The sequence below is a fragment of the Pseudomonas fluorescens genome (assembly GCF_018614655.1).
In the GTDB taxonomy this organism is placed as follows: domain Bacteria; phylum Pseudomonadota; class Gammaproteobacteria; order Pseudomonadales; family Pseudomonadaceae; genus Aquipseudomonas; species Aquipseudomonas fluorescens_BX.
On sequence record NZ_JAGGOG010000003.1, the window covers coordinates 315282 to 335505 of the forward strand.

22 protein-coding genes are annotated in these 20224 nt (G+C 60.7%); 5 read left to right on the plus strand and 17 right to left on the minus strand.

The features are described 5' to 3' along the window. Positions 1 to 77: 77 nt before the first annotated feature. From J7E41_RS04095 to J7E41_RS04135, 9 genes are all read right to left on the minus strand, one after another. Complete coding sequence (locus tag J7E41_RS04095; RefSeq protein ID WP_214990318.1) at positions 78 to 1235, minus strand: D-alanyl-D-alanine carboxypeptidase family protein; 1158 nt, start codon at positions 1233 to 1235, stop codon at positions 78 to 80. A gap of 184 nt (positions 1236 to 1419) precedes the next feature. Beyond that, entirely contained in the window at positions 1420 to 2424 is a 1005-nt protein-coding gene (locus J7E41_RS04100) for a septal ring lytic transglycosylase RlpA family protein (RefSeq protein ID WP_214990320.1), read from the minus strand. Next, entirely contained in the window at positions 2424 to 3434 is a 1011-nt protein-coding gene (gene mltB / locus J7E41_RS04105; RefSeq protein WP_155585131.1) for a lytic murein transglycosylase B, read from the minus strand. Before mltB ends, J7E41_RS04100 begins: the two co-directional genes overlap by 1 nt. A gap of 17 nt (positions 3435 to 3451) precedes the next feature. Then, on the minus strand, positions 3452 to 4555 hold the full coding sequence (gene rodA, locus J7E41_RS04110; protein WP_050547734.1) for a rod shape-determining protein RodA: 1104 nt from the start codon (positions 4553 to 4555) through the stop codon (positions 3452 to 3454). A gap of 31 nt (positions 4556 to 4586) precedes the next feature. Next, the gene (gene mrdA / locus J7E41_RS04115) at positions 4587 to 6482 is read right to left on the minus strand and encodes a penicillin-binding protein 2 (protein WP_214990322.1); all 1896 of its coding nucleotides are present in this window, start codon (positions 6480 to 6482) and stop codon (positions 4587 to 4589) included. A 15-nt stretch (positions 6483 to 6497) separates the two neighbouring features. Continuing rightward, on the minus strand, positions 6498 to 6965 hold the full coding sequence (gene rlmH, locus J7E41_RS04120; protein WP_003185785.1) for a 23S rRNA (pseudouridine(1915)-N(3))-methyltransferase RlmH: 468 nt from the start codon (positions 6963 to 6965) through the stop codon (positions 6498 to 6500). Between the two features lie 9 nt (positions 6966 to 6974). Further along, positions 6975 to 7469, minus strand: coding sequence for a ribosome silencing factor (gene rsfS, locus J7E41_RS04125; protein ID WP_169356533.1), 495 nt, complete (start codon positions 7467 to 7469; stop codon positions 6975 to 6977). Between the two features lie 70 nt (positions 7470 to 7539). Further along, the gene (gene nadD / locus J7E41_RS04130; RefSeq protein WP_155585128.1) at positions 7540 to 8184 is read right to left on the minus strand and encodes a nicotinate-nucleotide adenylyltransferase; all 645 of its coding nucleotides are present in this window, start codon (positions 8182 to 8184) and stop codon (positions 7540 to 7542) included. Next, complete coding sequence (locus J7E41_RS04135) at positions 8184 to 9449, minus strand: glutamate-5-semialdehyde dehydrogenase (protein WP_214990324.1); 1266 nt, start codon at positions 9447 to 9449, stop codon at positions 8184 to 8186. The genes nadD and J7E41_RS04135 overlap by 1 nt, the downstream gene beginning before the upstream one ends. A 176-nt stretch (positions 9450 to 9625) precedes the next feature. On the opposite strand from J7E41_RS04135, the gene J7E41_RS04140 reads away from it, so the two are divergent. Together J7E41_RS04140 and J7E41_RS04145 are read left to right on the plus strand one after the other, a co-directional pair. Then, positions 9626 to 10309, plus strand: a complete 684-nt coding sequence (locus J7E41_RS04140; protein ID WP_214990326.1) for a DNA-3-methyladenine glycosylase — start codon at positions 9626 to 9628, stop codon at positions 10307 to 10309. Positions 10310 to 10356: 47 nt separating this feature from the next. Then, positions 10357 to 11673, plus strand: coding sequence for a bifunctional DedA family/phosphatase PAP2 family protein (locus J7E41_RS04145; RefSeq protein ID WP_214990329.1), 1317 nt, complete (start codon positions 10357 to 10359; stop codon positions 11671 to 11673). A gap of 1 nt (position 11674) precedes the next feature. Here J7E41_RS04145 and J7E41_RS04150 read toward each other — a convergent pair whose 3' ends face one another. From J7E41_RS04150 to J7E41_RS04165, 4 genes are all read right to left on the minus strand, one after another. Beyond that, positions 11675 to 11881 (minus strand): hypothetical protein, encoded by a 207-nt coding sequence (locus tag J7E41_RS04150; protein ID WP_214990331.1) that lies wholly within the window; start codon positions 11879 to 11881, stop codon positions 11675 to 11677. Positions 11882 to 11988: 107 nt separating this feature from the next. Then, on the minus strand, positions 11989 to 12579 hold the full coding sequence (locus tag J7E41_RS04155; protein ID WP_214990333.1) for an LON peptidase substrate-binding domain-containing protein: 591 nt from the start codon (positions 12577 to 12579) through the stop codon (positions 11989 to 11991). Between the two features lie 21 nt (positions 12580 to 12600). Continuing rightward, complete coding sequence (locus J7E41_RS04160) at positions 12601 to 13317, minus strand: LrgB family protein (RefSeq protein ID WP_214990335.1); 717 nt, start codon at positions 13315 to 13317, stop codon at positions 12601 to 12603. Continuing rightward, positions 13314 to 13676, minus strand: a complete 363-nt coding sequence (locus J7E41_RS04165; protein WP_214990337.1) for a CidA/LrgA family protein — start codon at positions 13674 to 13676, stop codon at positions 13314 to 13316. Before J7E41_RS04165 ends, J7E41_RS04160 begins: the two co-directional genes overlap by 4 nt. 181 nt (positions 13677 to 13857) lie before the next feature. Between J7E41_RS04165 and J7E41_RS04170 the strand changes: the two genes are divergently transcribed. From J7E41_RS04170 to J7E41_RS04180, 3 genes are all read left to right on the plus strand, one after another. Further along, on the plus strand, positions 13858 to 14313 hold the full coding sequence (locus J7E41_RS04170) for a MaoC family dehydratase (RefSeq protein WP_155585121.1): 456 nt from the start codon (positions 13858 to 13860) through the stop codon (positions 14311 to 14313). 218 nt (positions 14314 to 14531) lie between these two features. Further along, a complete protein-coding gene (locus tag J7E41_RS04175) occupies positions 14532 to 16250 on the plus strand; it encodes a C13 family peptidase (protein WP_214990339.1) in 1719 nt (572 codons plus the stop codon). A 28-nt stretch (positions 16251 to 16278) separates the two neighbouring features. Next, positions 16279 to 16920 carry an oxidoreductase gene (locus tag J7E41_RS04180; protein WP_214990341.1) on the plus strand — a complete coding sequence of 214 codons (642 nt, stop codon included), beginning with the start codon at positions 16279 to 16281 and terminating at the stop codon, positions 16918 to 16920. A gap of 250 nt (positions 16921 to 17170) precedes the next feature. On the opposite strand, the gene J7E41_RS04185 is transcribed toward J7E41_RS04180, so the two are convergent. The 4 genes from J7E41_RS04185 to J7E41_RS27935 form a co-directional block, all read right to left on the minus strand. Continuing rightward, positions 17171 to 17455, minus strand: coding sequence for a YceK/YidQ family lipoprotein (locus tag J7E41_RS04185; RefSeq protein ID WP_214990343.1), 285 nt, complete (start codon positions 17453 to 17455; stop codon positions 17171 to 17173). Beyond that, a complete protein-coding gene (gene ubiX, locus J7E41_RS04190; RefSeq protein ID WP_169356543.1) occupies positions 17448 to 18077 on the minus strand; it encodes a flavin prenyltransferase UbiX in 630 nt (209 codons plus the stop codon). Before ubiX ends, J7E41_RS04185 begins: the two co-directional genes overlap by 8 nt. Beyond that, positions 18074 to 19423: a UDP-N-acetylmuramate:L-alanyl-gamma-D-glutamyl-meso-diaminopimelate ligase gene (mpl, locus tag J7E41_RS04195; protein ID WP_214990344.1), complete on the minus strand. Its 1350-nt coding sequence runs from the start codon at positions 19421 to 19423 to the stop codon at positions 18074 to 18076. Before mpl ends, ubiX begins: the two co-directional genes overlap by 4 nt. A gap of 109 nt (positions 19424 to 19532) precedes the next feature. Further along, the gene (locus tag J7E41_RS27935; RefSeq protein WP_251029318.1) at positions 19533 to 20186 is read right to left on the minus strand and encodes a hypothetical protein; all 654 of its coding nucleotides are present in this window, start codon (positions 20184 to 20186) and stop codon (positions 19533 to 19535) included. Positions 20187 to 20224: the final 38 nt, after the last annotated feature.

Genomic DNA, 20224 nt, shown 5'->3' on the forward strand with positions numbered 1-20224 from the left:
GGCCTCGTAAGCGGTAAGCCGTGGCGACGGGCAAAGCCCCGCGTCAGATCAACGCGAGGCTTTGCAGGTGCACACTATCAGTTGAACAAGCCATAGAAGAATAGACGGATGCTATCCCACACGCGGCGGAAGATACCACCTTCGTCGACGGCGTCCAGAGCGATCAGGTCGGCGCTGTGCACCACCTTGTCGTCCAGCTTCACTTCGACCTTACCAATGACATCGCCCTTGGCGATCGGTGCAACCAGTTGCGGATTCATGCTCATGTTGGCAACCAGCTTTTTGAGCTGACCTTTAGGCATGGTCAGAGTCAGGTCTTCAGCCAGGCCGGCCTTGACTTGATGGGTAGCGCCTTTCCACACCGGGGCTTGCGCCAGTTCCGCGCCCTTCTGGTAGAAGGTCTGGGTTTCGAAGAAGCGGAAACCGTAGGTCAGCAACTTTTGCGTCTCGGCCGCACGGGCCTGCTCGCTGTTGGTACCGAACACCACCGCAATCAGGCGCTGGCCGTCACGTACAGCGGAAGACACCATGCAGTAGCCGGCTTCTTCGGTGTGACCGGTTTTCAGACCATCGACGGTCTTGTCACGCCACAGCAACAGGTTGCGGTTAGGCTGCTTGATGTTGTTCCAGAAGAACTCTTTCTGCGAGTAGATCGCATAGTGCACAGGGTCGACACGAATGATCGCGCGAGCCAGGATTGCCATATCGTGAGCCGACGAGTAGTGCTCAGGGTTCGGCAAGCCGGTGGGGTTCATGAAGTGGCTGTTGGTCATACCCAGGTCAGCCACGGTTTTGTTCATCATGTCGGCGAACGCATCTTCGCTGCCGGCAATGTGCTCGGCCAACGCCACGCTGGCGTCGTTGCCGGACTGGATGATGATGCCGTGCAGCAGGTCACTGACGGTCACCTGAGAGCCGACTTTGATGAACATCCGCGAACCGCCGGTGCGCCAGGCGTTTTCGCTGACGGTTACCGGATCGTTTTCGCCGATCTGGCCGCGACGGATTTCCAGGGTCGCGATGTAGGCCGTCATCAGTTTGGTCAGGCTGGCCGGTGGCAGGCGCTGGTCACCGTTGTTCTCGACCAGCACGTTGCCGCTGGCGGCATCCATGAGCACCCAGGCCTTGGCGGCCAGTTGCGGTGAAGCCGGCACCATTTCAACCGCCCAGGCGGCCGGAGTGATGATCAGCGGGACAAGCAGGCACAGGCGTTTGGCTAAGGTGGTGATGTTCATCCGTCTCTCGAAATTGCTTATGGAAACTTGCCCTTGCGGGCAAAACTATTCAGACAGCCCGTCTCCAGACTGTCGCGTGTTCGGTTGCCTGCTCACCCCTTGCCCCTGGGTTTTTATTGTTCCACGAGCCAACAACCAGGGTCCTGGCCCGCACGCGAGCCTGAACCATCAATCCGATAACTGTTTATTCCGCGCTGACCACACTAGGCTGGCCCAGATTGGCCAGGCGCACGCTGTTCTGCACTTGCTGGATCTCGCCCGGCGAACCGATCGGCCCCAGGCGAACCCGGTGCAGGGTCTGCTGATTACGCACGATGGAACTGATAAAGACCGGCGCGCTGACCATTCCGCTGAGCTTGGACCTTAACAGCTCCGCCGCATCCGGGTTGGCGAAAGCACCGACTTGCAGATACTGGCCACCCGCTGCATTGCCGGGTGCCGCTTGTGGCACGGCCACCACAGGCGCCGCGTGCTGCTGCGGCGGCGGTGTCCATTGCTCGACCTTGCCCGCCTGGGCGATCTGCGGCTGCGGGGTTTGCGGCTCGTTGAGCATCAACGGTGCTGGTTTGCCACGCTGGGCCCAGTACTGTTGTGGATCGATGCCCTCGACCTTGACCCGGGCGGTGCCCGTTTCGGCGTAACCGAGTTTTTTTGCGGCCGCGTAGGACAAGTCGATGATCCGGTCCGAATAGAACGGCCCACGGTCATTGACCCGCAGGATGACCGTGCGGTTGTTGTCCAGGTTGGTCACCTTGACGTAGCTGGGCAACGGCAAGGTCTTGTGGGCCGCGCTCATGCCGTACAGGTCATAGACTTCGCCGTTGGCGGTGTTCTGGCCGTGGAACTTGGTGCCATACCAGGACGCGGTGCCCGATTGCACGTAGGTCTTGGACTCTTGCAGCGGGAAGTAGGTCTTGCCCAGCACGGTGTACGGGTTGGCCTTGTAGGCACCGGTATGCAGGGTCGGCGTGGCATCCGGGATGCGGGAGACATCAACGTCCCACCACGGCGCACCATCTTTGTGGGCGCGGTTGATATCCAAACCAGGTTGGGCACGTACAACGGCACCGCCGGCTTTTTGCGCAGGCGCACGACTGGTGCTGGTGCTGGTGGAACAACTGGCCACCAGCAATGACAATGCAGCAAGCGCCACCAGCTTCAGGGGTTTATTGATCGGCGATACCGGCATTACTTGACGCCCCGTGCTTGGACCAGCATGTCTGAGAGCTGATGCACGGCCATGGCGTACATCACACTGCGGTTATAACGCGTAATCGCGTAGAAATTCTTCAGGCCCATCCAGTATTCAGGGCCGTCTGCGCCTTCCAGGCGGAAAGCCGTGACCGGCATATCATCGCGCAGCGCATCATGACTTGACCAGCCCAGCGCCCGCAACTCCCCGACGGTCTTGACCGGCTCGATGCCCTGGGTCAGGCCTTCATCGGCACGATCCCCAGTCACATCGGCGCGAATCACCACCGGTTCGCCGGCTACCCAGCCATGGCGCTTGAAGTAACTGGCCACGCTGCCAATGGCATCATCGGGGTTGCTCCAGATGTTGATATGGCCGTCGCCGTCAAAATCCACCGCATAGGCGCGAAAGCTGCTCGGCATGAACTGCGGCAGGCCCATGGCACCGGCGTAGGAACCCTTGAGGGTCAGCGGGTCGACCTGCTCTTCGCGGGCCAGCAGCAGGAATTCGCGCAATTCCTTGCGGAAGAACTCGGCGCGGGGCGGGTAATCGAAGCCCAGGGTCGACAACGCGTCGATCACCCGGTAGCTGCCGGTGTTGCGCCCGTAAAAGGTTTCAATGCCGATGATTGAAACAATCACCTGGGCCGGCACGCCGTATTCCTGCTCGGCGCGGGCCAGCACCGCTTCGTGCTGGCGCCAGAAGTCCACGCCGCGGGCTATGCGAGCATCGGTGAGGAACATCGGACGATATTCCTTCCACTGCTTCACACGCTCGGCGGGACGGGAAATGGCGTCCAGAATCGATTGCTTGCGCTGGGCTTCGCGGAACACGTCCATCAGCTGTTCACCGGCGAAGCCATAGTCACGGGTCATCTCACCGACAAACTCGGCGACCTGGGGCGAACCGTCATAGTCGCCGGCCTGTGCTTCCTGAGTAGCGCCCAGCAGGCCTATCAGGCCCACACAGGACGCGTACCGAGCAGCCCAGCCGCGCATTGCTTGCATTGACATCTTCACCTTATTCAAACCTGTGCGATCCACTTACGATGGGTATGGATCGACATCAAAACCCCAAACGCTGACATCAATGTGACCAGCGAAGTTCCGCCGTAGCTAATGAACGGCAACGGCACCCCAACCACCGGCAGCAGGCCACTGACCATACCGATGTTGACGAAAACATAAACAAAAAACGTCATGGTCAGGCTGCCGGCCAGCAATTTTCCGAACAGCGTCTGCGCCTGGGCGGTAATCACCAGGCCGCGACCAATCAGCAACAGGTAGATCAGCAGCAGTGCGCAAATGCCCACCAGACCGAACTCTTCCCCCATCACCGCGATAATAAAGTCGGTGTGGCTTTCCGGCAAAAAGTCCAGGTGCGACTGGGTGCCCAGCAACCAGCCTTTACCGAATACGCCGCCAGAACCGATAGCCGCCTTGGACTGGATAATGTTCCAGCCGGTGCCCAACGGATCGCTCTCCGGGTCGAGGAAGGTCAGGATTCTCTGCTTCTGGTAGTCGTGCATGAAAAAGAACCACATGGCCACAGCCACCGGTATCGCCGCCGCCAATACACTGAGGATCCAGCGCCAGCGCAAGCCCCCCATGAACAACACGAACGCACCACCGGCCAGGATCAGCAGCGAGGTGCCCAGGTCTGGCTGACGCACGATCAGGATGAACGGCACGCCAATCAGGATCAGGCTGATCCCCACGTGCTTGAGCTGCGGTGGCAAGGTGCGCTTGGACAGGTACCAGGCAATGGTCGCCGGCATCAGGATCTTCATGAATTCCGACGGCTGGAAGCGGATCACCCCCGGAATGTTGATCCAGCGGGTCGCGCCCATGGCGTTGTGGCCCATGACGTCCACCACCACCAGCAGCAGCACACCTGCCACATAACCCAACGGAACCCAGCGCGCCATGAAGCGCGGTTCCAGCTGGGCAATCACCACCATCGACAACAGGCCCAGGCCAAACGAGGACGCCTGCTTGATCAGCAGGTCCCAATTCTTGCCGCTAGCCGAATACAAGACGAACAAGCTGCCGGCTGCCAGTGTCAGCAACAGGATCAGCAGCGGGCCATCGATGTGCAGGCGCTGCAGCAAGGTGGCGCGACGGCGCATCACATCCTCGCTGGAGAGGATGCGGTCAAAATTACTCTTCACGGGCCGTAGCCTCCGCGCTTGAAGGGTTGGCGTACTCAGGCTTGAGCTTGCCGTCCTGGTCCAGCAACCAGGCATCCATGATCTGGCGCACCACCGGCGCGGCCACACCGGAGCCGGACTCACCGTTCTCGACCATCACCGCCACGGTGATCCTGGGGTTGTCAGCCGGGGCAAAACCAACGAACAAGGCGTGGTCACGATGGCGCTCCTGAACCTTGGAACGGTCGTACTTCTCACCCTGCTTGATCGCCACTACCTGGGCGGTACCGCTCTTGCCGGCGATCCGGTACTGCGAGCCGGCCGCCGCCTTGCGCGCGGTACCCCGGGCACCGTGCATCACTTGCTGCATACCGTGGTTGACCTTGGTCCAGTCGGACGGATCGCGCAGGACAATGTCCGGAATCGGGTTTTCGTCGACCGGCTTTTCACCCTCGATGGTCTTGGCCAGGTGTGGACGGTTCCATTTACCCTTGTTGGCCACCAGCGCCGTAGCCTGGGCCAGTTGCAGCGGGGTGGCCTGCATATAGCCCTGGCCAATCCCGAGGATCAGGGTTTCACCCGGGAACCAGGCCTGGCGGCGGGTCGCACGCTTCCATTCACGGGAGGGCATCAGGCCGGGAGATTCTTCAAACATGTCCAGGGACACTTTCTGACCGAGGCCGAACTTGCCCATGTAGGCCGACAAACGATCAATCCCCAGCTTGTGGGCCAGGTCATAGAAATAGGTATCGTTAGACCGCATGATCGCCGTGTCCAGGTCCACATAGCCGTCGCCGGTGCGGTTCCAGTTACGGTACTTGTGGTCGTAGTTGGGCAGCATGTAGTAGCCGGGATCGTAAACACGGCTGGAAGCCGTGATAACGCCGGAATCCAGGCCCGCAATCGCCACTGCCGGCTTGATCGTCGAACCCGGTGGATACAGGCCGCGCAGCACCCGGTTGAACAGCGGCCGGTCAATGGAGTCGCGCAGCTCGGCGTAGGCCTTGAAACTGATCCCGGTCACAAACAGGTTCGGGTCGAAGCTCGGCTGACTGACCATCGCCAGCACTTCGCCAGTGGCCGGATCCAGCGCCACCACCGCACCACGGCGACCGCCCAGGGCCATCTCCGCCGCTTCCTGCAACTTGATGTCCAGGCTCAGGACAATGTCCTTGCCGGGAATCGGGTCGGTACGCTTGAGCACTCGCAGTACCCGGCCACGGGCGTTGGTTTCAACTTCTTCGTAGCCCACCTGGCCATGCAGTTCCGGCTCGTAGAAGCGCTCGATGCCGGTCTTGCCGATATGATGGGTGCCGCTGTAGTTGACCGGATCGAGGACCTTGAGCTCTTTCTCGTTGATCCGCCCCATATAGCCGACAGAGTGGGCAAAGTGCGCCCCCTGCGGGTAGTGACGTACCAACTGCGCCACCACTTCAACCCCCGGCAAACGGAACTGGTTCACCGCAATTCGGGCGATCTGCTCTTCGGTCAGCTCAAACAGGATCGGCACCGGTTCAAACGGCCGGCGCCCCTGCTTCATGCGTTTTTCGAAGATCACCCGGTCTTCCGGGGTCAACTGCAGCACTTCGACGATGACATCGAGGACCTGCTGCCAGTCGCCGGAGCGCTCGCGGGTCATGCTCAGGCTGAAACTGGGCCGGTTATCCGCCACCACCACGCCATTGCGGTCGAAAATCAGGCCACGGGTCGGCGGAATCGGCTGCACATGCACCCGGTTGTTTTCCGACAGCGTGGAGTGATAGTCGTACTGGATCACCTGCAAGAAATACAGGCGGGCGATCAACACCCCCAGCAGTACCACCACCATAATGGCGCCGAACACGACCCGACCGCGCACCAGGCGTGCGTCTTTCTCGTGGTCCTTGATGCGGATCGGCTGGGTCATCAGGCAGGGCGCAGACTATTTGTGGTAAGGGTGCCCGGACAGAACTGTCCAGGCGCGATACAGCTGTTCACCGATCAGAATCCGCACCAGTGGATGTGGCAGCGTCAGGGGCGACAGCGACCAGCGCTGATCGGCCCGTGCGCACACTTCCGGCGCCAGCCCTTCGGGGCCACCGACCATAAAGTTCACCGTGCGCGAATCCAGACGCCAGCGATCCAGTTCCACCGCCAACTGCTCGGTGCTCCACGGCTTGCCATGCACTTCCAGGGTGACAATCCGCTCATTGGGGCCGACCTTGGCCAACATGGCCTCGCCTTCCTGACGGATAAAGCGCGCCACATCGGCGTTCTTACCCCGGGTATTGAGCGGTATTTCCACCAGTTCCAGTGCCAGCTCCGAGGGCAGACGCTTGGCATATTCGTGCCAGCCTTCTTCCACCCACTTGGGCATGCGTGAACCAACAGCGATCAGACGCAGGCGCACAGCCGTTCCTTATTCCTGGTCTTTGTTGAGCTTGGTGAAGTGCTCGTGCTGGCCTTCAGGGCTGTGGTGCTTGCCATCGGCGGCACGGCTCTGCTCGGCACCTTTCCACAGGCGCTCCAGGTCGTAGAACTGGCGAGCATTGGAGGTCATCATGTGCACGATCACGTCGTCCAGGTCCAGCAGCACCCAGTCGCTGTCGCCCTTGCCTTCTTCGCCCATAGGCTTGACGCCCTTTTCCTTGACCATCTCGCGGACCTTGTCCAGCATCGCGCCGATCTGGCGGTTGGACGTACCGGTAGCGATGATCATGTAGTCAGTGATGCTCTGCTTATCGCGGACATCGATGACCAACACGTCCTGGGCCTTGACGTCTTCCAGGGCAGCTACAGCAATCTTGACCAGCTCTTCGCCTTTGAGGGGCTCGCCGCTGAGTACTTTTTCCGGCAATGGAGCGCTCTTGAACGTGCCTTTGCGCTTAACTTTGCTTACGTCTTTGTTCGTCATAAAAAACTCGTTTTACTCGTATGTTCGGGCGCTTCAATACACGTCTATTCGTGCCTTCAAGCGCGCCTTTTCAGTTCGACGCACGGTAAAGTCCGTGCGCATCGATGTAGGCCAGGACCGCGTCAGGCACCAGGAAACGTACCGACTTCCCGCTGGCCAGCAGTTGACGGATCTGGGTGGCAGACACCGCAAGCGGCGTCTGCCAGACGAATGCAATATTCCCGCTCGGCCCGGTCAGAGCCTGCGGGTCACTTACCGAGCGCGCTGCCAGCAAGTTGCGCAAGGCATCCGGCGGTTCGCTGTCGGCATCCGGGCGTTGCAGCACCAGGATGTGGCAATGCTGGAGCAATTCTTCCCAGCGGTGCCAAGTGGGCAGGCCGCAAAATGCGTCCCAGCCCAAAAGCAAAAACAACTGGTCATCCGCGGCCAGTTCGGCGCGCATCAGTTCCAGGGTGTCAACAGTGTAGGACGGTTTGTCGCGCTTGAGCTCGCGGTCGTCCACCACCAACGGAGCAATGCCGGCCACAGCGAGGCGCACCATTTCCAGGCGCTGCTGCGGTGACACCTGCGGCGTGTCCCGATGAGGCGGCCGGGCATTGGGTGCCAGTCGCAGCTCATCCAGTGCAAGGGCGTCCGCGACTTCCAGGGCACTGCGCAAATGGCCGATGTGCACGGGGTCGAAGGTACCGCCGAGCAGCCCGATGCGTTTACCCATCAAGTGCGCACATGACCGTCACCGAATACCACGTACTTCTCGCTGGTCAAGCCTTCCAGACCCACCGGGCCGCGCGCGTGGAGCTTGTCGGTGGAAATGCCGATCTCGGCGCCCAGACCGTATTCGAAGCCGTCGGCAAAGCGCGTCGAGGCGTTGACCATCACCGAAGCGGAATCCACTTCGTTGAGGAAACGCCGGGCATCGCTGAAATGCTCGGTGACGATGGCATCGGTGTGTTTGGAGCCGTAGGTGTTGATGTGTTCGATGGCCTGGTCCAGGTCGTCAACGATGCGGATCGACAGGATCGGCGCCGTGTACTCGGTGTACCAGTCTTGCTCGGTGGCTTCGATCACGTCGGCCCCCAGGATCGCCCGGGTGCGCTCGCAGCCGCGCAGTTCCACGCCCTTGTCACGATAAATGGCAGCCAGAGGCGGCAGCACGCGATCGGCAATACCGACGTGCACCAGCAGGGTTTCCATGGTGTTGCACGGCGCGTAGCGATGAGTCTTGGCGTTGTCGGCAATGCGGATAGCCTTGTCGAGGTCGGCGGCCACGTCGATGAACACGTGGCAGACGCCGTCCAGGTGTTTGATCACCGGCACTTTGGCATCACGGCTGACGCGTTCGATCAGGCTCTTGCCACCGCGCGGGACGATCACGTCAACAAACTCGGGCATGGTAATCAACGCGCCAACGGCTGCGCGGTCGGTGGTTTCCACCACTTGCACCACTTCAGCCGGCAAATCAGCCACGGCCAGGCCCTGCTGGATGCACGCGGCGATGGCACGGTTGGAGTTGATCGCCTCGGAACCGCCACGCAGGATGGTGGCGTTGCCGGATTTGAGGCACAGGCTCGCGGCGTCGATGGTCACGTTCGGACGGGACTCATAGATGATGCCGATAACGCCCAGGGGCACGCGCATCTTGCCGACCTGGATACCCGACGGCAGGTAGCGCATGTCGCGGATTTCACCGATGGGGTCAGGCAGCTTGGCCACCTGACGCAAACCTTCGATCATGTCGTCGATGCGCACCGGTGTCAGCGCCAGGCGGTCCAGCAATGCCGGTTCCAGACCATTGGCCCGGCCATTGGCCAGATCCAGCTCGTTGGCGGCCATCAGCTCGGAGCGCGAAGCATCCAGGGCATCGGCGGCAGCCAGCAGGGCGCGGTTCTTCTGCGCGGTGCTCGCACGGGCGATCAACCGCGAGGCCTGACGGGCAGCGCGACCCAGGCGGGTCATGTAGTCAAGAACGGACTCAGTCATGGTCTGGTGGGGTCTTGGCAAAGAGGAAAGCGGCAGATTATAGCTGTCGCGCAGTCCTACGGACAGCGGTGAGGGGCGGATGGTCGAAATGAACTGTAAATACTCGTCGTTCAGCCGGAATTAAGGCTGGAGTTGTTATCATCCTGTCACATTTAGCCGCTCTTACCTCGATTGCCATGTCCAGTTTTCCGCCCTTGATCCCTGCCAGCGCTCTGCCCGACGGTTTTTTCGACCGTGATGCGCAACTGCTTGCCCGTGAATTGCTGGGAAAGGTGATCCGTCACCGTGTGGGCGATTTGTGGCTATCGGCGCGAATTATTGAAACCGAAGCCTATTACGTGGCCGAAAAAGGCAGTCATGCCTCGCTCGGCTACACGGAAAAGCGTAAGGCTTTGTTTCTGGATGGCGGCCACATCTATATGTACTACGCCCGTGGCGGCGACTCGCTGAATTTCAGCGCCCACGGGCCGGGCAACGCGGTGCTGATCAAATCGGCCTATCCCTGGGTCGATGAACTGTCCGGACCGGCCAGCCTGGCGCAAATGCTCTTGAACAACCCGGATGCCAGCGGCCGACCCCGCCCCTCCCAAAAGCTGTGTGCCGGGCAGACCCTGCTGTGCAAGGCCCTGGGTCTGAAAGTACCGATGTGGGATGCCAAGCGCTTCGATCAAGAACTCTTGTTCGTCGAGGACGTAGGCCAATCCCCCACGCAAATCATCCAGACCACCCGCCTGGGCATTCCCAGCGGTCGAGATGAACACCTGATGTACCGATTCGTCGATGCCAGCTACGCGCCCTACTGCACACGGAACCCGCTGCGCCGGGTCCAGGTCGAAGGTCGCGACTATTTTTTGCTTTGAAATAACCGAACCGGCCACGCGCGCCACACACCAATGGAGTTGATTGTATGGGCCCATGGCTCGATAGCATTACCGGCTGGCTGACCCTGAACCCGCAATGGCTGGCCGCGGCGGTGTTTATCGTGGCGTTCGTGGAGTGCCTGGCCATCGCCGGCCTGATCGTGCCCGGTACGGTGTTGCTGTTCGCCATCGCCGCGCTGGCTGGCAGCGGCGCGCTGTCTCTGGGGGAAACCTTGTTACTGGGGTTCCTCGGCGGATTGTTGGGCGATGGAATTTCCTACTACCTTGGGCGCCATTTCCACCAGAACATCCGCCGCCTGCCTGGCCTGCGCCATCATCCCGAATGGATGAGCGGCGCCGAGACCTACTTTCATAAATACGGGATCGCCAGCCTGCTGGTAGGGCGCTTTATCGGACCGCTGCGGCCGATGCTGCCAATGGTCGCCGGCATGTGCGACATGCCGTTCCCGCGCTTCGCTGCCGTCAGCCTGCTGGCCGGTGCCGGTTGGGCAGTGGTCTACCTGCTACCGGGCTGGGCCACCGGTGCGGCGTTCCGCCTGCCATTGCCCGAAGGCTTCTGGCCTGAGGCCGGAATTGTCGCCGTCTGTCTCGCCGTATTGGCAGGCCTGAGCCTCAACAGCAGCCTGCGCGGGCATCGACGGGCGACGCTGTTGATCGGCTGCCTCAGCGGGGCACTGCTGATCGCTCTGTTTATCGGCTATCCGTACCTGAATCATTTTGACCAAGGGCTGATGGCCCTGGTCCAGGAACACCGTAGCCCTGCGGTGGACCAAGCCATGGTGATGGTCACCCAGCTCGGCGAATTCAAGAAGATGTTCGTGGCGAGTGCCGTGCTGACCGGCCTGCTGGTGTTGTTGCGGCAATGGCGCCAGGCGATTTTCGTCGGTGCCACACTGCTGGGCGCAGCGCTGGTCAACACCGGAACCAAGCTGTTTTTTGCGCGGATGCGCCCGGAAGTCCTGAGCGATCCATTGACCAGCTACAGCATGCCCAGCGGCCACGCCTCCGGTTCATTTGCGTTTTTCCTGGCCCTGGCGGTACTGGCCGGGCGGGGTCAGCCCACTCGCTTGCGCCTGACCTGGTTATTGCTCGGCGCCATCCCTGCCGCGAGCATTGCCCTGTCCCGGGTGTACCTCGGCGCCCATTGGCCGACGGACATCCTGGCCGGCACCCTGCTGGCGATGACGGTCTGCGCTTTCAGCCTGACCCTGAGCCAGCACAAAAGCGTATTGCCGCCCATGGCACCGAAGGTCTGGTGGCTGATCTTGCCGGGGTGCGTCGCGGTGCTCGGCATCATTGCCTTTACCGGCACCGCCCACGCACTGCTCAGGTACGCCTACTGATCTAGGCCGGCCCGATCCAGTCGACAGGCGAGCCACGCCGCTCAATGCATCGTTCGCGCCGCTCCAGCAGCATCTCATCAGCAATTTCGGCGGCACGCTCGGCGATGTACTCCGGGCCCCGCTGATCATCCTGCTGAATCACTTGCGCCGTGACACTGACAAAAAAGGCATCCCAAACTGCCTGCTCCGATGGTGATAGTCGAATCATGTTCGTCCCTTGATCCTGGTTAGGTAATTGCCAACTATTTCAGGCAACACGATCAGAACAACGACGAAAAATCCGAGAACAGCAGTGGATAAATCCGAATATCAGGCTCAGGTGAACAATTCACCTTGCAGTTCATCCAGCAACAACTGAATCGCATCCAGCCGTTGCTGCGGGTCATCGAGTTGCAGCAGGTCGACCTTATCGGCCTCGGTGAAGGGCAATAGATACGCTAGCTGATTACCCAACGCTTGCTGGCCATCCGCGTGAGTGCCCATGTCCAGTGAAGCGACCATCGGATGTTCGGCCAACGCTTGGAGCAGCGCCAACAGGTCGGCGTCCTCCTCTTCCAGCGGTTGCTCCGGTAGCTCCTCCAGCCACTGCACTTCAGCCACCAGCAACTGGTCACGCTGGACACCGGCCTCCCGCACGCGAAACCGGCGGCCGCCCTCGACTCGAATCCCCAGCAGGCCATTGTCCTGCTGCTTGAAGTCACGGATCAGCGCTTCACAGCCAATCAGCGCATAGCCATCCGGGGCCTTCCCCACTTCCTTGCCGTCAAGGATGCACACCACACCAAAGCTTTCGCCCTTTTTCATGCAGCGGCTGATCATGTCCAGGTAACGCACCTCGAATATCTGCAGATCGAGGGTGCACCCGGGGAACAGCACGGTATTGAGCGGGAAAAGCGCCAGACTCATAAAGGCTTCCTTAAACCTGTCTTAAACAACCAGCGACACCGCCAGCGGCAGAAATACCGCCGTGGCCACGCCCATTAAACTCATGGCCAGCGCCGCAAAGGCACCGCACTCTTCACTTTCCTGCAATGCCACCGAGGTACCGACCGCGTGGGCCGTCATGCCCAGAGCCATGCCCCGCGCCTCAGGGCTATGGACACCGAGGCGCGACAGGTAGGCCGGCCCGATCATCGCCCCGACCACGCCGGTGATCAGCACAAATACTGCCGCCAACGCTGCCACCCCGCCAATCTGTTCAGCCACCAGCATGGCAATCGGCGAGGTGACCGACTTGGGCGCCATGGTCATCAACATCATGTGCTCGGCACCAAACCACCAACCCAGCAACACGCAGAGGCCAGTGGCCAAAACGCCTCCCACCACCAGCGTAGTAAAAATCGGCCAGAACAACTGGCGAATCCGTCGCAGATTCAAGTAAAGCGGTACCGCCAGAGCCACCGTTGCCGGGCCCAACAGAATGCTCATGATCTCGGTGCTCTTGCGGTACTCGGCGTAGCTCAGCCCGCAACCGAGCAAGATGCCGATTACCAGCAGCATCGACACCAGCACCGGTTGCAGGAAGATCCAGCGGGTTCTCTCGAAGCCGGCCAACACCAGTTGATAGGCCCCCAGGGTGATACCGATGCCGAACAACGGATGATGAATCACTGCGGCCCAGGCACCTTGCCAGTCGAAGGTCATTGACCCTCCTCCCGGCGTGACTGGCGCTTGATCAGCCGCTGCATCAGCACCCCGACACACCCCATGGCGATCACCAGAGACAGCACCAACGCGCCGACAATGGCCCAAAAGTCGGCAGCAATGTCCTTGGCATACACCATCACACCCACGGCCGGCGGCACCAGTAACAATGGCAGATAGCGCAGCAAGCTGCTGGCCGCCAGGCTCAGGGGTTCGCCGACTTCACCGCTCCAGATCAGGTACGCCAGCATCAGCAACAGGCCAACGATCGGCCCCGGCAGCACCGGCAAAAACAAATGATTGATCCCCGTGCCCAGCAATTGAAACAGCACCAGCCATGTCAGACCGCGTAACAACATCCTGCCCTCTCCCCCAGAAATCGCGCCCCGCATTATAAGCACGCTGTCTCTATGGACCGGCATTCGCCAAAAGCATGGTGGGTTGACCAGGCCAAATGCCCATGATGATCTACATTGGTTCTTCAGGGGCTTGCCCCACACCCAAACATTATAAAAGCCGATGAACCCAAGGAGAGTCGCAATGCCCTCAGTACCCGTAGCGCAACTCAAAGATTATGTCGGCAAGGAACTGGGACGTTCCGACTGGCTCACCATCGACCAGGAACGCATCAACCTGTTCGCAGAAGCCACCGGCGATCATCAGTTCATCCACGTCGATCCGGTAAAAGCCGCCCAGACGCCATTCGGCAGCACCATCGCCCACGGTTTCCTGTCGTTGTCGCTGATACCCAAGTTGATAGAAGACATCCTGGTCATGCCCGAGGGCTTGAAGATGGCTGTCAACTACGGGCTGGACAGTGTGCGCTTCATCCAACCGGTCAAGGTCAATTCCAAGGTGCGCCTGGCGGTCACCTTGACCGATGCCACCGAGAAAAAGCCCGGCCAGTGGCTACTTAAAGCGACCTGCACCCTGGAAATCGAGGGCCAGGAAAAACCTGCGTACATTGCCGAGTCATTGTCACTCTGCTTTGTCTGAAATCGGTTCTTAATCAGATAGTTACCTGTGGCGAGCGGGCTTGCCCGCGTTGGGCTGCGCAGCAGCCCTAAAACCTGTGACCCTATTTTGCTTGAAGGTATGCAGTGACTTTAATAGGCCTGCTACGCAGCCCAACGCGGGCAAGCCCGCTCGCCACAAATTTATGTATAGATCTCGCAGCTGCGGCATACTCGGCGCTCAATTATCCGGATCCCGCTATGCGCCCACTCGTTCCCCTTGCTCTTGTCCTGTTGCTCACCGCTTGCGGCGACGGCGAATCGCTGTTGCCGCCCGATGCGCGACTGCCCGACGGCGGTCGTTATCGGGGCGAGGTGGTCAACGGCTTGCTGCAGGGCCAGGGCCGAGTGGACTACCCCAATGGCAGTTGGTACGCCGGGCAGTTCGACAAAGGCCAGTGGCATGGCCAGGGTGAATGGCACGGCAGTAATGGCGAGGTCTATAAAGGCCAGTTCCAGCAAGGCCTGTTCGACGGCCAAGGCACACTGACCACCCCGGGAAGCAGCTACGTTGGCGGTTTCAAGCAAGGGCGACGCAACGGCGAAGGTACTCTCAAAGAGGGCCTGATGACCTATCGCGGCGAGTTCAAGGACGATCAGTATTCCGGCCTCGGCCGCCTCGAGCTGCCCGACGGCAGCCAATACCAGGGCCAATTCGCCCACGGTAAACCCAATGGTGAAGGCCAGCGCAATGACGACAGTGGCAACCAGTTCAGCGGTCACTTCGTCGATGGCCAACTGGAAGGCAACGGTACGTTCAACAGCGCCGACGGCGACATGTACGTCGGCCATTTCAAACAGAACCAGCTCAACGGCAAAGGCCGCTATGAAAACGCCGACGGTGACGTGTGGATCGGCGAATTCAAGGAAGGCGCGCTGAGCGGCAAGGGCGAATTGATCGGTGTCGACGCCAGCCACTACGTCGGCCAGTTCAGCGATTGGCGCTTCACCGGCCAGGGGCGCCTGAACCTCACTGATGGCAGCTTCTACGTTGGCGGCTTCGACAGCGACAATTATCAAGGCAAAGGCACATTGGTGCTCACCGATGGCACGGTACAAGCCGGGACCTGGGTCAACGGCATGCGCGTGCGCAACGCCGATGGCAAATTACTGCCTGACGCCCTGGAGGTCGGAATACTGGCCCAGGGCCGCCTGCTCGACCAGGCCCTCACCGCGGTGCCTGCGTCCACTCCAGCGGTTGAGCTGTACACCTTAACGCTGGCTGGCGACGGCAAGCAAAGCGTATTCCTGCGCGAAGCCGACTATGTCAGCAACATGCTCTTCACCCGTTTTGGCGCCTACGGCCAGATCCGCCTGGTCAACCACCGCGACCATATTGCCGACCGCCCCATGGCCACGCGGGAAAGCCTGCGCCGCGCGGTACAAACCCTGGCCGAGCGCAGCGGGCCAGAAGACCTGGTGTTCATTTACCTGACCAGTCACGGCACCCACGAGCACGAACTGGTGCTGGACCAGCCGCGCATGGAGCTGGCCGACCTGCCGGCAGATGAATTGGCGGCCGTCATGGCGCCGCTGAAAAACCGCGACAAGATCATCGTTATTTCAGCCTGCTACTCCGGCGGCTTCATCCCGACATTGAAAGACGAACACACCCTGATCATGACGGCGTCCCGGGCCGACCGCGTCTCGTTCGGCTGCTCGGAGGAAGCTGACTTCACGTACTTCGGTGACGCCCTGTTCGCCCAGGCCTTCAACCAGACCGACGATTTGCAGCAAGCCTTCAAGCTGGCGCAAATGCATGTCACCGAACGCGAAATGGCGGAGAACTTCGAAGCCTCCGAACCGCAAATCTGGGCGCCCAAAGGTGTGATCGCCCATTGGCAGTTATTGCGTAAACAACAAGCACGAAAGGCGCTGGAAAGCGCCTCTATAAATAGCAAGGAAGCGAAGAGCAACTAAGCTGAAATAGTATCAAGGGGGAAATATCATGTACTTGACGCCTCAGCATATCTTGCTTGCCGGAGCCTCTGGCTTGACCGGGGAACATTTGCTGGACCGCCTGCTCAACGAGCCCACCGTCAGCCGTGTGCTGGCGCCCAGCCGCAAACCGCTGGCCGAGCATCCACACCTGGAAAATCCGGTGGGTGATCCGGCTGTATTCCTGCCGCAACTGAGCGGCCAGGTGGATATCGCCTTCTGCTGCCTGGGTACCACCATCAAGCAAGCCGGTTCCGAAGCGGCCTTTCGCGCGGTCGACCTGGACATGGTGGTGGCCTTTGCCAAGCGCGCCCGGGAAATGGGCGCACGGCACCTGATCGTGATCAGCGCCATTGGCGCCGACCCTAAATCCTCGATTTTCTACAATCGGGTCAAAGGGGAGATGGAACAAGCGTTGAAGACCCAGGATTGGCCGCAGCTGACTATCGTCAGGCCTTCTCTGTTGTTGGGGGAACGACTGGAACCACGGCTGGCCGAGCAATTAGCCGGACCGTTATCCCGATTGATCCCCGGCAAATACCGCGGCATCGAAGTCTGCGAACTGGCCCGGGCAATGTGGCGTTTGGCACTGGAAGAGCAGGATGGTGTGCGGGTTGTGGAGTCAGATGAATTGCGCAAACTCGGCAAGTGATGTTGCAATGAGTCGGCTGACTTGCCCGTGATGAGCTTGGGTATCTTCACCACTTCGAAAACCTGGCTTTCTGCCTCGGCTGCTCAGACAAACGCAGCGCTCTGTAGCCGCTGGCGCAGCCTGCGATCGGCTGCGCAGCAGTCGCCAGTCTCTTGAAACGGCCGAAGGTCCTGCGGCCCTTATCGCAGCCTCGTGCCTCGGCAGCGGCTACAGGGCTTTCGGCCGGCACCAATATCCTCAACGTTGCAGACTACAGCCCACCCGTCGCGTTAAACCCAACCCCCAGCACCGTTAATACCGACAGCGGCAACAGTAGCGTGTCGAGCAAGGCGCTGGCTGGCAGGTCAACGCCCGGATAGCTCGGGGCCTCGGCACCAAACCGATCCATTGCGCAGCACCCACCCTGCATCGCATACACATCCAGCCGCGTCCCGGCGTATACCACCGGCGCGCCGGGTTGCGCCGCGTCCAGGGTACGCGCCGTGGCACAACCACCCAGTTGCAGCGCCAGCACTACCATGAGTGCCTTATTCATCGCTGCTCAAATGGTGTTCACCCCAACGCGGCAGCATGTCCTGGGGGATATTCAGCAGGTTGAGAATCCGCGCCACCACAAAATCCACCAGGTCATCGATGGTTTGTGGTTGGTGATAAAAGCCCGGCGACGCCGGCAAGATGGTCACGCCCATGTTGGACAGCTTGAGCATGTGCTCCAGATGGATGCTGGAATACGGCGCCTCGCGCGGCACCAGAATCAGTTGCCGACGCTCCTTCAATGTCACGTCCGCCGCACGCTCGATCAAATTATTGCAAGCGCCCGTGGCAATGGCCGACAACGTCCCGGTGGAACACGGAACTACCACCATCGCCGCCGGCGCGCCGGAGCCCGAGGCCACCGGCGACATCCAGTCTTCCTTGCCATAAACCTTGATCTGCCCCGCCGCCGCACCGGTGTATTCGGTGAGGAAGGCCTGCATCATCTGCACCTTGGCGGGCAGCGCAACGTCGGTCTCGGTGGCCACCACCAGTTGCGCAGCCTTGGAGATCAGAAAGTGCACCTCGCGATCTTCCCGTATCAGGCAATCCAGCAGCCGCAGGCCATAGGGCGCGCCGGACGCGCCGGTCATCGCCAGGGTAACGCGTTCCGGGCCGCTCACTTCAGGGCCTCGGCCAGTTTGCCGTGCAGGCCACCGAAGCCGCCGTTGCTCATAATCACCACATGGGTGCCCGGCTTGGCCTGGTGTTTCACGTGTTCAATGATGCCTTCCAGCGAGTCGCAGACAATCGACGGCACCGTACACAGCGCCGCGATCGCGGGCAGGTCCCAACCGAGGTTGGCCGGCGCATACCAAATCACCTGATCAGCATCGTTCACACTTTCCGGCAGGCCGTCACGGTGTGCACCGAGCTTCATGGAGTTGGAGCGCGGCTCGACAATAGCGATCACCTGAGCATCGCCGACGCGCTTGCGCAGGCCATCGAGGGTGGTGGCAATGGCCGTCGGGTGGTGGGCAAAGTCATCGTAGATGGTGATCCCATTCACGTCGGCGACCTTTTCCATGCGGCGCTTGACGCTCTTGAACGCACTCAATGCCGCGATGCCCATCGATGGCACTACGCCAACGTGCCGAGCGGCCGCCAGGGTGACCAAAGCATTGGCGACGTTATGTTGGCCGGTCATGCCCCAATCAACGATGCCTTGGGCGACGCCTTCGAACAGCACTTCAAATTGGGAACCGTCTTCGCTCAGCAACTTGACCTGCCACTGCCCGCCCGCGCCAGTGGTCTGCACTGGGGTCCAGCAACCCATCTCAATCACCCGCTGCAGCGCAGGTTCGGTGGTCGGATGGATCACCAGGCCTTCGCTGGGGATGGTACGCACCAAGTGGTGGAATTGCCGCTCGATGGCCGGCAGATCGGGGAAGATGTCGGCGTGATCGTATTCCAGGTTGTTCAGGATCGCCGTGCGCGGGCGGTAATGAACAAACTTCGAACGCTTGTCGAAGAACGCACTGTCGTATTCATCCGCCTCGATGACGAAGAACGGCGTGTCGCCCAGACGGGCAGACACCGAGAAGTTCTGCGGCACACCGCCGATCAGAAAACCCGGGCTCATGCCCGCGTGCTCCAGAACCCAGGCCAGCATGCTGCTGGTGGTGGTCTTGCCATGGGTACCGGCCACAGCCAGGACCCAACGGCCTTGCAGCACATGGTCCGCCAGCCACTGCGGGCCGGACACATAAGGCAAGCCTTTGTTGAGCACGTACTCGACGGCCGGATTGCCACGGCTCATGGCATTGCCGATCACCACCAGGTCCGGGACCGGGTCGAACTGCGCCGGGTCGTAACCTTGGGTCAACTCAATGCCCTGGGCCTGCAATTGCGTGCTCATGGGCGGATAAACGTTGGCATCGGAGCCAGTAACATGATGGCCCAGCTCTTTGGCCAGAACCGCCATCGAACCCATGAAGGTGCCGCAAATACCGAGAATATGAATGTGCATAGTCGACCTCGTAAAACATCGAGGCAGGTTAGCGTAGGGTGGGAAAATTCGCACTCTTTAGCTGTTTCCAGCACACCCGACGGTCTATCCGCCGGGCGTACCGAATGACTTAAACCGAGGTTCCGGCCCGTTTGGTTTCGACCCCTTTGAGGATGATTATCTGGTCCACGGCTCTTTCCATGGCCCGGTAGCGTTGCTCAATCTCCCCTACACGGCCACCGGACTTACCGGAAACATCCTGCTGCACCACGTAAGGTTTGAACAGAACACCATTATCCCCGGCGACCACCTTCAGTTGCTGCTCTGAAACGTCCAGCAAACGCTCCAGGTTCGTCAGCCGTGCTCCGCGCTCCTTGGGCCAGTTTTCATCCTTGCCAATGCCATCACCGGCGCCCCCAGACGTCAGGGTAAGCAGGACGTTAGTAAATTTCAGCAGCGCCGCTTCAACCCTGTCCAGTCGTCGCGTGGTCGCCACCTCGGCAACCGCGCCTGTCTGCACCGCCACCGGCGCCTGGGGTGACGTGGAAGCCCCGGGCAAGTGCGGCGGCGGCAGAGTGCCCGGCGTGTATTGACTCTTGATGGCCTCGCCTGTCGCGACGGACCCGGCGTAAGCGCCCACATTAATGGGAGCGCTCACCAGCCCGGAAACACCAGCGTTGATGAACGAATCCATAGCCACCTTACTGGCCGAGGGCGACGTAGAGATAACCCCCGACTTGACCAGCCTGTCAGCATCCAACAGGCGCTTGGTGGCGTCGGCCACACTTATTGGAGCCGGATCCGCCACCTTGACCAACACAG

Excerpts from the sequence above, each read along its gene's own strand:
- J7E41_RS04185 (WP_214990343.1), bottom strand. The coding sequence starts at position 17,455 with ATGAATAAGGCACTCATGGTAGTGCTGGCGCTGCAACTGGGTGGTTGT.
- J7E41_RS04170 (WP_155585121.1), top strand. The coding sequence starts at position 13,858 with ATGCCCTCAGTACCCGTAGCGCAACTCAAAGATTATGTCGGCAAGGAA.
- J7E41_RS04165 (WP_214990337.1), bottom strand. The coding sequence starts at position 13,676 with ATGTTGTTACGCGGTCTGACATGGCTGGTGCTGTTTCAATTGCTGGGC.
- rodA (WP_050547734.1), bottom strand. The coding sequence starts at position 4,555 with ATGCGCCGTCGCGCCACCTTGCTGCAGCGCCTGCACATCGATGGCCCG.
- J7E41_RS04100 (WP_214990320.1), bottom strand. The coding sequence starts at position 2,424 with ATGCCGGTATCGCCGATCAATAAACCCCTGAAGCTGGTGGCGCTTGCT.
- J7E41_RS04145 (WP_214990329.1), top strand. The coding sequence starts at position 10,357 with ATGGGCCCATGGCTCGATAGCATTACCGGCTGGCTGACCCTGAACCCG.
- mpl (WP_214990344.1), bottom strand. The coding sequence starts at position 19,423 with ATGCACATTCATATTCTCGGTATTTGCGGCACCTTCATGGGTTCGATG.
- J7E41_RS04095 (WP_214990318.1), bottom strand. The coding sequence starts at position 1,235 with ATGAACATCACCACCTTAGCCAAACGCCTGTGCCTGCTTGTCCCGCTG.
- mrdA (WP_214990322.1), bottom strand. The coding sequence starts at position 6,482 with ATGACCCAGCCGATCCGCATCAAGGACCACGAGAAAGACGCACGCCTG.
- J7E41_RS04175 (WP_214990339.1), top strand. The coding sequence starts at position 14,532 with ATGCGCCCACTCGTTCCCCTTGCTCTTGTCCTGTTGCTCACCGCTTGC.
- mltB (WP_155585131.1), bottom strand. The coding sequence starts at position 3,434 with ATGCAAGCAATGCGCGGCTGGGCTGCTCGGTACGCGTCCTGTGTGGGC.
- J7E41_RS04140 (WP_214990326.1), top strand. The coding sequence starts at position 9,626 with ATGTCCAGTTTTCCGCCCTTGATCCCTGCCAGCGCTCTGCCCGACGGT.
- J7E41_RS04160 (WP_214990335.1), bottom strand. The coding sequence starts at position 13,317 with ATGACCTTCGACTGGCAAGGTGCCTGGGCCGCAGTGATTCATCATCCG.
- nadD (WP_155585128.1), bottom strand. The coding sequence starts at position 8,184 with ATGGGTAAACGCATCGGGCTGCTCGGCGGTACCTTCGACCCCGTGCAC.
- J7E41_RS04150 (WP_214990331.1), bottom strand. The coding sequence starts at position 11,881 with ATGATTCGACTATCACCATCGGAGCAGGCAGTTTGGGATGCCTTTTTT.
- rsfS (WP_169356533.1), bottom strand. The coding sequence starts at position 7,469 with ATGACGAACAAAGACGTAAGCAAAGTTAAGCGCAAAGGCACGTTCAAG.
- J7E41_RS04180 (WP_214990341.1), top strand. The coding sequence starts at position 16,279 with ATGTACTTGACGCCTCAGCATATCTTGCTTGCCGGAGCCTCTGGCTTG.
- J7E41_RS04135 (WP_214990324.1), bottom strand. The coding sequence starts at position 9,449 with ATGACTGAGTCCGTTCTTGACTACATGACCCGCCTGGGTCGCGCTGCC.
- J7E41_RS04155 (WP_214990333.1), bottom strand. The coding sequence starts at position 12,579 with ATGAGTCTGGCGCTTTTCCCGCTCAATACCGTGCTGTTCCCCGGGTGC.